10 protein-coding genes are annotated in these 12,988 nt (G+C 35.1%); 9 read left to right on the plus strand and 1 reads right to left on the minus strand.

What is annotated here, in order from left to right:
• The first annotated feature begins 91 nt into the window (after positions 1-91).
• From HQN62_RS14585 to HQN62_RS14625, 9 genes are all read left to right on the plus strand, one after another.
• A complete protein-coding gene (locus tag HQN62_RS14585) occupies positions 92-685 on the plus strand; it encodes a TetR/AcrR family transcriptional regulator (RefSeq protein WP_116797723.1) in 594 nt (197 codons plus the stop codon).
• The gene (locus HQN62_RS14590; RefSeq protein ID WP_173504931.1) at positions 682-1,935 is read left to right on the plus strand and encodes a TolC family protein; all 1,254 of its coding nucleotides are present in this window, start codon (positions 682-684) and stop codon (positions 1,933-1,935) included. The genes HQN62_RS14585 and HQN62_RS14590 overlap by 4 nt, the downstream gene beginning before the upstream one ends.
• Before the next feature lie 24 nt (positions 1,936-1,959).
• Positions 1,960-2,835, plus strand: coding sequence for an HlyD family secretion protein (locus HQN62_RS14595; RefSeq protein WP_173504932.1), 876 nt, complete (start codon positions 1,960-1,962; stop codon positions 2,833-2,835).
• 55 nt (positions 2,836-2,890) lie between these two features.
• Complete coding sequence (locus HQN62_RS14600; protein WP_173504933.1) at positions 2,891-3,787, plus strand: ABC transporter ATP-binding protein; 897 nt, start codon at positions 2,891-2,893, stop codon at positions 3,785-3,787.
• Between the two features lie 27 nt (positions 3,788-3,814).
• Positions 3,815-4,555 (plus strand): ABC transporter ATP-binding protein, encoded by a 741-nt coding sequence (locus HQN62_RS14605; protein ID WP_173504934.1) that lies wholly within the window; start codon positions 3,815-3,817, stop codon positions 4,553-4,555.
• Between the two features lie 96 nt (positions 4,556-4,651).
• A complete protein-coding gene (locus HQN62_RS14610; RefSeq protein WP_173504935.1) occupies positions 4,652-5,758 on the plus strand; it encodes an ABC transporter permease in 1,107 nt (368 codons plus the stop codon).
• A gap of 84 nt (positions 5,759-5,842) precedes the next feature.
• Positions 5,843-6,967: an ABC transporter permease gene (locus tag HQN62_RS14615; RefSeq protein WP_173504936.1), complete on the plus strand. Its 1,125-nt coding sequence runs from the start codon at positions 5,843-5,845 to the stop codon at positions 6,965-6,967.
• 62 nt (positions 6,968-7,029) lie between these two features.
• Positions 7,030-7,206 (plus strand): hypothetical protein, encoded by a 177-nt coding sequence (locus HQN62_RS14620; protein WP_165818127.1) that lies wholly within the window; start codon positions 7,030-7,032, stop codon positions 7,204-7,206.
• Positions 7,207-7,354: 148 nt separating this feature from the next.
• Positions 7,355-9,598 carry a tetratricopeptide repeat protein gene (locus HQN62_RS14625; RefSeq protein ID WP_217362496.1) on the plus strand — a complete coding sequence of 748 codons (2,244 nt, stop codon included), beginning with the start codon at positions 7,355-7,357 and terminating at the stop codon, positions 9,596-9,598.
• Between the two features lie 28 nt (positions 9,599-9,626).
• Here HQN62_RS14625 and HQN62_RS14630 read toward each other — a convergent pair whose 3' ends face one another.
• Complete coding sequence (locus HQN62_RS14630) at positions 9,627-12,938, minus strand: PAS domain S-box protein (protein WP_173504937.1); 3,312 nt, start codon at positions 12,936-12,938, stop codon at positions 9,627-9,629.
• Positions 12,939-12,988: the final 50 nt, after the last annotated feature.

The raw sequence follows: 12,988 nt of genomic DNA on the forward strand, positions 1-12,988 counted from the left end.
ATCATAAAAATAAATCATAAGTATTTCAACCCGAAATACTTTTTTTATCTATCTTTGTTAACCAAACGGTTAAACCATACAGTTAGCACCAATGACTACCGAAGAAAAAATATTCAATGCCGCCAGAATAGTGTTCCAAAAAAAAGGATTCGCCGGGGCACGCATGCAAGAAATTGCAGATGAAGCAGGTATCAATAAAGCGATGCTGCATTATTGCTTCAAAAACAAACAATTGCTTTTTGAAGCAGTTTTTATGAATGCCTTCAGCCAATTGGCTCCGCAGATTAATGAGATCTTCAATTCGGATGCAACAGTTTTCGAAAAAATTAAAAAATTCACAAACAGTTATATTTCATTTGTCATTATCAACCCTTATTTGCCGTCGTTCGTAATTCAGGAAATGAATAACAATCCTGAATTTGTACTATCCTTTCTAAATCATAAAAACCGCCCCAATCCTACTCCATTATTAGCGCAAATCGAAAAAGAAATAGCAGAAGGAATCATTAAACCTATTCCTCCAAAACAGCTTTTATTAGATATTTTTTCGATGACGGTTTTTCCTTTTGCAGCCAAAACAATGGTAAAAGGAATCATTCAGCTTTCAGAAACTGAATTCAATGAAATGATGGAAGAACGAAAAACAAGCATAGCCGAAACTATTATTAATTCGATTAAAAAATGAGAACTTTAAAATATACTTTTAACATCCTTTTTTTATTCCCGCTTTTTGCTTTAGCGCAGCAAAAAATGACGCTTGAAAATTGTTATTCTTTAGTTCGGCAAAATTATCCAACCGCCAAACAAATTACTTTATTACAGCAAAAATCCGATTATGAAGTAAATGCTTTGCAAACCGGAAAATTGCCAAAAATAGATTTGAATGCCCAAGGAACCTACCAAAATCAAGTAACCGAAATTCCAAATCCTTTTATATCCCCACTAAATAAAGACCAATACAAAGCCTCATTAGACATTAATCAGTTGCTTTACAATGGAGGCTTGATTGATGCCAATACCAAACTCAAAGAAGCCCAAACCAAAACCCAACAGCAACAAGTAGAGGTCAATTTATACCAACTCAAATCTAGAATCAATCAGTTGTTTTTTTCTATTTTACTTTTGCAGGAGCGAAAAGACCTTTTGATTGCCAAACAAAAACAATTGGAATCCAAAATAAAAGAAGTCAAAACGGGAATTCAATTTGGTGCCATTTTACCTGCCTCCGAAAAAGTATTGGAAGCCGAAAACCTGAAAATCAAACAGCAGCTTTCGGAAATTCAATACGACAAGAAAAAGTTGTTTGAAAATCTTTCTTCCATAACATACTCCAACATTCCGGAAACAACAGAATTGGACAAACCAATTATTACAACACCAACAAATACAACTATAAACCGACCTGAAATACACTATTTCGAATTACAGGAACAGCAAATCGATGTTTCAAAAAGTATATTGACTAAAAACAATTTGCCTAAAATAAATGCCTTTGGAATAGCAGGTTACGGTAATCCGGGACTAAACATGATTGAAAATTCTTTTGAACCCATTTTTATGGTAGGATTGAAAGCCAATTGGAATGTATTTGATTGGAATAAAACTAAGAATGAAAAAGAAGCTTTAATTGTTTCTGCAAGCATTGTAAATACCGAAAAAGAAACTTTCTTACTCAATAACAAAATACAATTGCAAGAAATCAATGCCGAAATACAAAAAGCAGAAGCCAATATTGCAACCGATACCGATATAATTTCTTTACGTGAATATGTTGAAAAATCGGCCAGTTCACAATTAAAAAACGGAGTCATTACCGCCTCCGAATATTTGACCGAATTCACCAATTTGTACGAAGCCAAAAACAGTCAAAAAATTCACGAAATACAATTGGAACTCGCCAAGGCCAATTATCAAGTCTCTATCGGAATCAATTAGCAATCCTGTAAACCTTTAAACAAAATGAAAAACATATTTATACTAACACTCCTACTAAGCCTGCTTTCGTGCAGCAACAGCGACAACAAGGCAGATGGTTATGGCAATTTTGAAGCAACCGAAATCACTATTTCGGCAGAAGCCAATGGGAAACTGGAGTTTCTAAATCTTGAAGAAGGCGATATCATTGAGCCGAATACTTTGGTAGGATTGGTCGACACCATCCAATTGCATTTGAACAAACAGCAGCTCATCGCTTCAAAAGCGACGGTGTATTCCAAGTCAGAAAATGTGTTGTCTCAAATCAGTGTCTTACAGGCACAACTCAAAACCACACTTATCGAACAAAAAAGGATTCAGAATATGTTTGCCGAAAATGCAGCAACCAAACGCCAAGTAGATGAAATAGAAGGAAAAGTAGATGTCATTAAAGAACAAATAAAAGGAGTTCAAACCCAAAACGCACCTATTATAAATGAAATCGCTTCGATTGATGTTCAGATTAAAAAAATCAATGACCAAATCAAGAACAGCAAAATCATTAATCCGATAAAAGCAACCGTTTTGGCCAAGTATGCTGAACCCAATGAAATTGCTTCATTTGGAAAACCGCTTTATAAAATAGCCAATCTCAGCCTAATGACGCTGAGGGTTTATATAAGTGAAACCCAACTCCCACAAATAAAACTAAATCAAAAAGTAACCGTAAAAATTGACAATGGAACTGGAATGAAATCCTATCCTGGGACTATTTCCTGGATTTCATCGGTAGCAGAATTCACTCCAAAAATCATCCAAACAAAAGAAGAACGAGTAAATTTAGTTTATGCCGTGAAAGTGGATGTGAAAAATGACGGCAGTTTAAAAATAGGAATGCCTGCCGAAATGTGGTTGAAATAAACCAACGAAACTACAATTTTCAAATTGATTTTTACCATTAAAATTACCATTGAACATGAGTATAAAAGTCCAAAATATTTCTAAATCCTACAACAAAATAAAAGCTATTGAAGCCATTTCTTTTGAAGTAAATGAAGGTGAAATATTTGGTCTCATTGGACCTGATGGTGCAGGAAAAACAACGCTTTTCAGAATATTGACCACTTTGTTGTTTGCCGATGAAGGAACTGCCTCCGTTGCGGGTTTTGATGTTGTAAAAGAATTCAAATCCATACGAAACTGTGTGGGTTACATGCCCGGAAAATTCTCTTTATACCAGGATTTGTCCGTCGAAGAAAACCTAACTTTTTTTGCTACACTTTTTGGCACCACCATTGAGAAAAATTACGATTTAATCAAAGATATTTATATTCAAATAGAACCTTTTAAGACTCGAAGAGCCGGTGCACTTTCGGGCGGAATGAAACAAAAACTAGCTTTATGCTGTGCTTTAATTCACAAACCTAAAGTCTTATTTCTGGACGAACCCACAACGGGAGTGGATCCCGTTTCCCGTAAAGAATTTTGGCAAATGCTAAAGCGATTGCAACAAAAAGGAATAACGATTTTGGTTTCAACACCTTATATGGACGAAGCGGCTTTGTGTGACCGAATCGCATTAATCCAAAAAGGAACGATCCTTAAAATTGATTCTCCCCAAAACATTATTGAGAAATACGACAAAACTATTTATGATGTCCGAGCAAAAAATACGTATCAGCTCCTACTCGATCTAAAAAACTATCCGAGTCAATACAGCGTTTATGCCTTTGGTGAATCCATACATTACACGGACAAGGAAACAGAATTTGATTCTGATGCATTAAAGAAATATTTAGAAGATAAAAAACATACCGAAATAGAAATCCAAATGACAAAACCAACCATAGAAGATGTTTTTATGGATTTGTAATCTCTGCCCAAATAATTTACATCAAAAATGAATCAAGAAAAAATCATCACCGTAAACAAGCTCACCAAAGAATTTGGCAGTTTCACAGCAGTCAATAATATTTCTTTTGATGTGCATAAAGGGGAGATTTTCGGGTTTCTTGGTGCCAATGGTGCGGGAAAAACGACCGCTATGAAAATGCTTATCGGGATTTCAAAACCTACTTCGGGCGAAGCAATCGTAGCGGGATTTGATGTAAAAACCCAAGCCGAAATGGTCAAGAAAAGCATTGGATATATGAGTCAGAAATTTTCCATGTATGACGATTTGACCATCAAGGAAAACATAACTTTCTTTGGTGGAATCTATGGTTTGTCCCGTGCCCAAATCAAAGTAAAAACAGCACAATTAATTCAGGATTTAAATTTACAGGACGTCGCCGATAAACTGGTAAAATCCTTGCCCCAAGGTTGGAAACAAAAACTATCTTTTTCAGTGGCACTTTTGCATGAACCCAAAATAGTGTTCCTTGATGAACCCACAGGAGGTGTTGATCCTATAACAAGACGGCAATTTTGGGAAATGATTTACGCCGAAGCACATAAAGGTACCACGCTATTTGTCACCACTCATTATATGGACGAAGCCGAATATTGTGACCGAGTCTCAATAATGGTCGAAGGAAAAATAGAAGCCCTTGACAGTCCGAAAAATTTAAAACAAAAATACAATGTCGATTCCATGAATGACGTATTCCTGAAACTCGCGCGAAATGTTGAAGCCCCCTAACCCCAAAGGGGGAACAAAACTAAAACCTTTTTTAATTCCCATAATGATTCAAAACCTAAAACTTTAAACAATTAAACTTTTAAACATTTTTTTGAAATGAAAAGATTCATCGGTTTTGTAACAAAAGAATTCTACCATATTTTTAGGGACAAACGAACTATGTTTATCCTTTTCGGGATGCCTTTGGTTCAAATTATGTTATTTGGATTTGCCATTACCAATGAAATTAACAATGTCAATATCGCTATTTTCGACCAATCCAAAGACAGCGAAACCCAACAAATAATCAATAAAATAAGTGCTTCCAAGCATTTTAAAATCGTGAACCAAATCACGTACGAAGCCCAAATAGAAAGTGTTTTCCGAACTGGAAAAGTCAAAGCTGTTTTGGTGTTCGAAAAAAATTTTATCCAAAACCTACAAAACAAAAAGAACTCCAAAGTACAAGTCATCACAGATGCCACCGACCCGAATATGGCCAATACCATCACCAATTACATCAATGCCATTTTGCAAAACTATTCGCTGGAAGCCAATGCAAATAGCAAACCCATTTATCAAATTCAAACCCAAACACAACTGTATTACAACCCAGAACTTAAGAGTGTCTTCACTTTTGTACCCGGCGTGATGACTGTAATTTTGATGCTAGTTTCGGCTATGATGACCTCTATTTCTATCACACGGGAAAAAGAAATGGGCACTATGGAAGTGCTTTTGGTTTCGCCAATAAAACCCTTTCAAGTGGTAATTGGAAAAGTGTTTCCGTATATTTTTCTGTCCATAATCAATGCAACCATCATCTTGCTTTTAGGTGTTTTTGTCTTCGAAATGCCCATTGAAGGCAGTCTTTTTCTATTAGCATTAGAAAGTATATTATTCATCATCACGGCACTATCGTTAGGAATTTTAATCTCGACCATTGCCCAATCGCAACAAACCGCCATGATGTTTTCCTTAGCAGGATTAATGCTCCCAGTAATCATCCTGTCGGGATTCATCTTCCCCATTTCGAGTATGCCGCTGCCGCTACAAATCATCAGCAACATCATCCCGGCCAAGTGGTTCATCATTATCATCAAAGCCATCATGCTCAAAGGAGCCACCATATATACGATCTGGAAAGAAACCTTAATATTGATAGGAATGACGGTGTTTTTTATCGCAATAAGCATCAAGAAATATAAGATCAGACTGGAATAAATCACAATTTCAATGGTAATCAAAATAAAAAAATCCATATAAATCTGTGTCATCTGTGTGCCAATAACATAAGCGATAAAAAACATGAAAACAATCCTATTCATCATCCAAAAAGAATTCAAGCAAATCTTTAGAAACAAAGGAATGTTGCCTATCATATTTGTTTTACCGTTAATTCAATTATTAATCTTGTCCAACGCCGCCAGCTTTGAAATCCAAAATATCAAGTTCTCTTACATCGATCACGACCATTCCGCTGCTTCCAGGGAACTCATCAGTAAATTTCAAGCTTCAAAATCATTCCTAATTGTAAACCAGTTCAATACCAAACAAGAAGCCAACCTCGAAATGCAAAAAGGGAATGTAGATATTATCCTCGAAATCCCCACACAATTCGAACGTAACCTCATCACTGATAAAACCACCACACTCTCCGTAAGTATAAATGCCATCGATGGAGCATCCGCCGGAGTAGAAAACGTCTATATTTCGCAAATCATTGGAACTTACAATCAAAAAATTCAAAGCCAACTTTTGCAATACAAGGATGATTCCTTTGTAGCGCCACAAAACATAATCACCATCCCTTCCTTTTGGTACAACAACACCCTGAATTACAAAACCTACATGGTGCCCGGAATTTTGGTATTATTAGTCACTATGATAACTCTTTTCCTTTCGGCCATGAATATTGTTCGGGAAAAGGAACTAGGCACTTTGGAACAAATCAATGTAACTCCCATTCAGAAACATCAATTTATAATTGGCAAACTATTTCCTTTTTGGATACTCGGTTTAGTGATTTTAACAGTGGGCTTACTCATTGCCAAACTCGTTTTCAATGTTCCCATGTTAGGTAATTTGGGATTAATTTATGGATTTACAGCGGTGTATTTATTGCTCATACTTGGCATGGGATTGTTTATCTCCAATCACAGCGATACCCAGCAACAGGCAATGTTCATTTCTTGGTTTTTTATGGTCATTTTTATTTTGATGAGCGGCCTATTTACCCCAATAGAAAGTATGCCACAATGGGCACAAAACATTACATTATTCAACCCGATTCGGTATTTTGTCGAAATAGTTAGAATGGTGATGCTCAAAGGAGCTACGTTTTCAGATATCACAACTCAATTTTTTATCATAACAACTTATGCTGTAGTTTTGAATACTCTTGCCGTATTGAGTTATAAAAAAGTTAATTAATATCCGTGATTCAAAAAAAACAATAATTTTGACTCATCATTAAAATCAAAAAACCAAAAATTATGAAAAACCTAATCACAGTTTTGGCAGTAGCACTTTTTTCGGCAGGTATGAATGCAAGCGCTCAAGAAACAAAACCAAAAGAAACCCCTAAAAAAGAATGTACCGCTAAAGAAAAAAAGGCGTGCGACAAATCCAAAAAATCTTGCTGCACAGCAAAATCTGAAAAGAAAATGTAATGTAATTAATTTATAATACCCTAAAAGAGTGTTTGTTTATTCAAGCACTCTTTTTTTATGCAAAAAACTAATTTTACAGGCAATCTATTATTAAAAATCCCTTTGCTCCTATTTTATAATTCTATATTTTTGAGAAAACATATTCTTCATGCTCAAAAAATCATCTATTGTCGTAGCAATTCTTCTTATTCTCTTTGCCATTTTTAGAGTTTTTATTGTAGACAGTTGCAGTTCAAAAGATACAGAATATAGCGAAGTTCTCTCAGACAACAATGCTTATGTGGGCGATAAATCTTGTGTAAAATGTCATACCGCCGAGCATCATCAATGGAAACAATCCGACCATTATATGTCAATGCTTCCCGCTAATGATTCGACTGTAAAAGGAGATTTCAACAATGTGACTTTCACTGCGGATGGCATCACCAGTAAATTCTATAAAAAAGGGTCCAAATTTTTCATTAATACCGAAGGAAGTGATGGTAAAAACCATGACTTTGAAGTGAAATATATCTTTGGATACGAACCTTTGCAACAATATCTGGTTCAATTTCCAGGAGGAAGAATGCAAGTGCCTCGTGTGAGTTGGGATGTCAACAAAAAAAGATGGTTCAACCAATATGCAGGCCAAAAAATACCTTCACACGATTGGTTACATTGGACAGGAAACGCCCAAAACTGGAATACCATGTGCGCAACTTGCCATTCGACGAACTTACATAAAAATTACGACACCAAAACAGACACTTATAAAACGAGTTATAGCATCATCAATGTTAGCTGCGAAAGTTGCCATGGAGCAGGACAAAAACATTTGGGATACATTAATAGTTCCGATTATAAATCAGGAGATAAGGTAACCGGCAGTTTTATGAAATTAGGTAAAAATTCTGGGCAATTGGAACAAATAAACACCTGTGCTCCTTGTCATGCCCGCGTATCCGAGATCAGTCCTAAACACATCGACAGCAAAGAAATCATGGATAATTACATTCCGCAAATTCCAGATACTGAGTATTTCCAAGCCGACGGACAGGTCGATGACGAAGATTATATTTATACTTCTTTTTTACAAAGTAAAATGTACAGTAAAGGGGTAAAATGCAGTAATTGTCACAATCCACACAGTACAAAATTGAAACACATCGATAATCAAACGTGTGTGCAATGCCATATTCCAAAAAAATATGACACTTCAAAACACACTTTTCATACAGCAGGTTCAAAAGGTTCACTTTGCGTAAATTGTCATATGCCCGGAAAAATATACATGGGTAATGATTTACGCCACGACCATAGTTTTAGAGTGCCCAGACCCGATCTTTCTGTGAAATACGGAACTCCAAATGCGTGCAGCAACTGTCATAAAGATAAATCCGAAAAAGATTTGGCAACCGCTGTCGTAAAATGGTTTGGCCCAAATCGGAAATACCATTTTGCCGATGATTTGATACCAGGGAGTCAATTGGACGCCAATAGCGAACCACATTTAATCCAATTGATCAATACCAAAACCACTCCAAATATGATCAAAGCCACTGCGGCTTTCTACTTGGGTAGCTTCAACACACAAGCGAGTTTAAATACGTTATTATCCTGCTTAAATCATAATGATGCCCAAGTTCGCTATAGAGCTTTACGCAGTTTGTCTAGTTTTCCTCCAAACAGTTGGATTGAGAATGTTGGACCTTTATTATCGGATAAAGTGAGAGCGGTTCGTATCGCAGCGGCTGATCTTTTTGTGAGTTTGCCGAAAGACCAAATTCCAAGTCAATACACTAGTACTTTTGAATCCGCAAATAAAGAATTGGTTAGTTATCTTCGTTATCAAACAGACTTTTCTGTTGGAAATGTGATGCTTGCTGATTATTATCTAAAGATTCAAGACTATGCTAATGCCGAATCTTTTTATCTAAAAGGCCTTAAAAAAGACAATAAGATAAATTACGCCTTGCTTAATTTATCCTCTTTGTACAATGCAGTTGGAAAAAATGATGCTTCGTTGCAAGTATTACAAAAAGCACTAAAAAATGACCCCAACAACGAACGCATTTATTACAATTTGGCATTGCTTTATAATGAAATGAACAATACTATTGCGGCCGAAAGCTCTTTTGCGAAGGCAATATCCTTAAAATCGCAAAATCCAAGAGTGTATTATAATTATGGTTTGATGCTGAATGCCAAGAAAAAGTTCAAAGAAGCCGAAGCTGTTCTGCAAAAAGGAATTGCCATAAACCCTGATACACCCGATTTATATTATGCACTTACTTTTGTGTACATCCAAACCGGGAACCAAGCAAAAGCCCAGCAAACGGCTTTTCGATTAAAGCAGATGGATCCAAGTAATCCAAATTATCAGGAATTGTTTAAAAATTTGGGATTGCAATAATAAAACAATTAAAATACCTTTAGACAACCTATGACAATTGCTTTTTGGGCAGCCATTTATGAAGTATAACATCCAGATCATCTTCGGTTATTGGTTTGGAAACATAATCATTCATTCCAAACTCTAGGCATTTATCTTTTTCACCTACCATGATTCCTGCTGTTAATGCGATAATGGGAATTTTTTCTCCTTTTTTATGGCTTCGAATTTCAACAGTGGCGTCATATCCATTTTTAATAGGCATTTGGATGTCCATCAAAATCAAATCGGGATTATTGATTTCAAATTGCTCCACCCCTTCCTGTCCGTCTATGGCTTCCAAAATAATGGCATTCGGAATAATTCTTTTGACTAATGTTTTGGCCAAGAACATATTTATTTTGTTGTCTTCCACAATCAAAATACGCAGTGCATCCAAATTATTTGTACTTGGAACCTTTCGAATTGTCTTATGGGGCATCAATTCGACAAAAGTATCTTTAAGAGGTTGCGCTTTTTTAAATTTAACAAAAAAGAAAAAATCACTACCATCACCATATTTACTTTTCAGTTGCAAATTACTATTCATTAATTCAAGAAGCAAATTAGAAATAGCCAAGCCTAAGCCAGTTCCTCCAAATTTTCTTGAAGTTGCGCTGTCTTCCTGTACAAAAGAATTGAAAATTTTCTTTTGATTGTATTGCTTGATTCCAATTCCGGTATCTTTAATTGAAAATTTTATGGTAGCATTTTTTTTGCCTCCTTTTACTTGATCAACATCCAAATGAATATGTCCAAAAGAGGTGAATTTTAAGGCATTACTAATTAAATTCACTAATATTTGTTTCAATCGAATCGAATCTGCATATATGTATTGTGGTACGCATTCTTCAATAGTTAGTGATAAAGCAATGTTCTTAATATTGGCCTGATGTTTAAACAAATCAATGACTTGGTGCAACAGCCTAAAAAGATCAATATCCTCTAAATGTAATTCCAATTTACCGGATTCAATTTTGGAGAAATCAAGTATGTCGTTGATGATTTCCATTAGTGAATTTGCAGAAACATTCACTGTGGACATGTATTCCAACTGATTTTTTTCGAGATCGGTTTTCATCAATAAATCGGTAAAACCAACGATACCGTTTAATGGAGTTCGGATCTCGTGACTCATATTGGACAAAAAATCTGATTTTGCCTTATTTGCTTCCTCGGCCTGAATTTTTGCTTTTTTAAGTTCTTTATTGGTTTGTTTTAATTGCTCATTGATTTCTTCGTATTCAATGTATTTTACATATAAATCTTTTTCGCTTTCTTCCGCTTTTTCTTTGGCACGTATCAATTCCAATTCCAACAATTTATGGTCAGTTATGTCCCGAATAGTTCCAACAACAACGGAAGGATTGTTATCTTCATCCCATTTTAAAGTTCCAATTCCATGCAGCCAGCGTTCGGCCCTATCGTTTACCCGTATGATTTTGTATTCCTTGTCAAATGGTTTTCTCTTGTTTATGACTTCTTCTCGAAAATACGTCTCCAAGTTCTCCCTCCAGTCTGGATGCACCAAAGCCCTAAAAGATTCCTCATTCAAATCATAGTCAGCATCTATTCCTAAAATAGTGTTCAGTAAATCGGTTCTCGTCCATTTTCCCGTATGCATATTGATGCTGTAAGTTCCCAATTGTGCAATGATTTGCGTTTCTTTCAAAAAAAGTTCGCTTTCCTTTAATTTAATTTCGGCATTTTTTCTTTCAGTGTTATCGATAATACTGGCTCGTATCAACATTTTATTTTCAGCAGGCAAACGTACGAATCTAACATCACAGAACAGAGTTTTACCCTCGCTGTCTAAGTTAATCCATTCAAAAGATGGTTTACCGCCAGCTATTGCCTCATTATACTTTTCATTTGCCATATCAACAGACAAACGGCCATTGGGTTGATATTCTGGACTCAAATTTCTAAGTTCCATTCCTAACAGCTCTTTTTCCGACATTTTAAATAAAGTCATTGCACTCTGACTGACACTAACGAATTTTTTTTCTTCCAAATCGATAACTACAAGTGCTTCTGGTGCATTTTCTACCAATATCCTAAAACGTTCTTCCTTTTCTTTCAATGCCTCTATTGTTTGTATTCGCTCGGTCACATCTTTGACAAACAACAAAACTTGCTTTTCTGATAATTTAATAGCATCAATAGACCAACAACGTATTGATCCTTTTTCATGCACAAAAGGAACTATATCGTTTGAAGTTCCTTGCAAAAAAAGGGTTTTAAAAATACACTCAATGCTTTTTTGAGCATTTGTAGGTGTTAAATCATAAAGTGTTTTTTTTAATAATTTATTTTTGGAGTAACCCGTTATTTTTGTAGCTGCAGGATTTACTTCCAAGAAAGCCCCTTCTTTATTTACTACTATTACGCCATCTGGCGCATTCTCCACATAGTTTCTAAATTTGGCATTACTTTGTTGCTCTCTCTCTTTCTCTTTAATAGCCGACACTTCTTTCTCTTTAGCCAAAATTTCACTCTCAATTCGCTTTTTTTCGGTTATGTCTTGAGCAACTCCTCTCAAAATAATAGTTTCTCCTTTATCGTTCAGAATTGGAATTCCAGTACCGTAAACCCATTTGAAACGGTTGTCGGGAAAGAGTAGTTTATGGGTAATTTCATAAGGCAATTTTGTTCTGACTGATTCACTTATTTTTTCATTGATAATCGCTTTATCTTCCTCTGAAAAATGGTTTAGATATAGTTGATATAAGTTTTCATTAGTGTCATTGGGAATCTCAAAAATACGATACAATTCTTTGGACCAAGTCAGTTCTTGCGTTTTTAAATTAAATTCCCAGCTTCCTATTTTGGCAATTTTCTGAGCATCATTTAATGAGTTTTCACTAGCAATTAGTTGCTCTTGAATATTTCTAATTTCAGTGATGTCTCGTCCAATGGAATAAACGAGATTTTTTGAAGGATTTATAATGGATGTCCATTGAACAGATAAGATTTCTCCTTTTTTTGAAATGATTCTATTTTCAAAAATTACTGAAGTCTTTCCATTTAAAAGTTCTTGAAGTGCTTCCCTTGTTTTGGCAACATCTTCAGGATAAATGTATTTGATATAGCTATTCAATAATAACTCTCTTTTGGAATAGCCTAATTTTTTAATAAATACAAGATTGAATTCCTTGAAATAACTATTTAAATCTGAAACACAAATGAAATCTGAAGTTTCTCTGGTAAAAAATTCAAAATTAGCAATCGAATCAATTTTCTTTTGTAATAGCGAAATCTTATTCTCTTGTTTTTTTATTTTTTGCAGTAATTCTTCAATAGATGGTATAGTTTCTTTCATAATCTCAAAACAAAATTGAATTAGTAGACAAAACCAAATGACAAAAAACA

This window comes from Flavobacterium sp. M31R6 (assembly GCF_013284035.1).
Classification (GTDB): Bacteria; Bacteroidota; Bacteroidia; order Flavobacteriales; family Flavobacteriaceae; genus Flavobacterium.

Coding starts and splice junctions, on each gene's coding strand:
- HQN62_RS14610 (WP_173504935.1), top strand. CDS start 4,652: ATGAAAAGATTCATCGGTTTTGTAACAAAAGAATTCTACCATATTTTT.
- HQN62_RS14630 (WP_173504937.1), bottom strand. CDS start 12,938: ATGAAAGAAACTATACCATCTATTGAAGAATTACTGCAAAAAATAAAA.
- HQN62_RS14600 (WP_173504933.1), top strand. CDS start 2,891: ATGAGTATAAAAGTCCAAAATATTTCTAAATCCTACAACAAAATAAAA.
- HQN62_RS14625 (WP_217362496.1), top strand. CDS start 7,355: ATGCTCAAAAAATCATCTATTGTCGTAGCAATTCTTCTTATTCTCTTT.
- HQN62_RS14585 (WP_116797723.1), top strand. CDS start 92: ATGACTACCGAAGAAAAAATATTCAATGCCGCCAGAATAGTGTTCCAA.
- HQN62_RS14590 (WP_173504931.1), top strand. CDS start 682: ATGAGAACTTTAAAATATACTTTTAACATCCTTTTTTTATTCCCGCTT.
- HQN62_RS14605 (WP_173504934.1), top strand. CDS start 3,815: ATGAATCAAGAAAAAATCATCACCGTAAACAAGCTCACCAAAGAATTT.
- HQN62_RS14595 (WP_173504932.1), top strand. CDS start 1,960: ATGAAAAACATATTTATACTAACACTCCTACTAAGCCTGCTTTCGTGC.
- HQN62_RS14620 (WP_165818127.1), top strand. CDS start 7,030: ATGAAAAACCTAATCACAGTTTTGGCAGTAGCACTTTTTTCGGCAGGT.
- HQN62_RS14615 (WP_173504936.1), top strand. CDS start 5,843: ATGAAAACAATCCTATTCATCATCCAAAAAGAATTCAAGCAAATCTTT.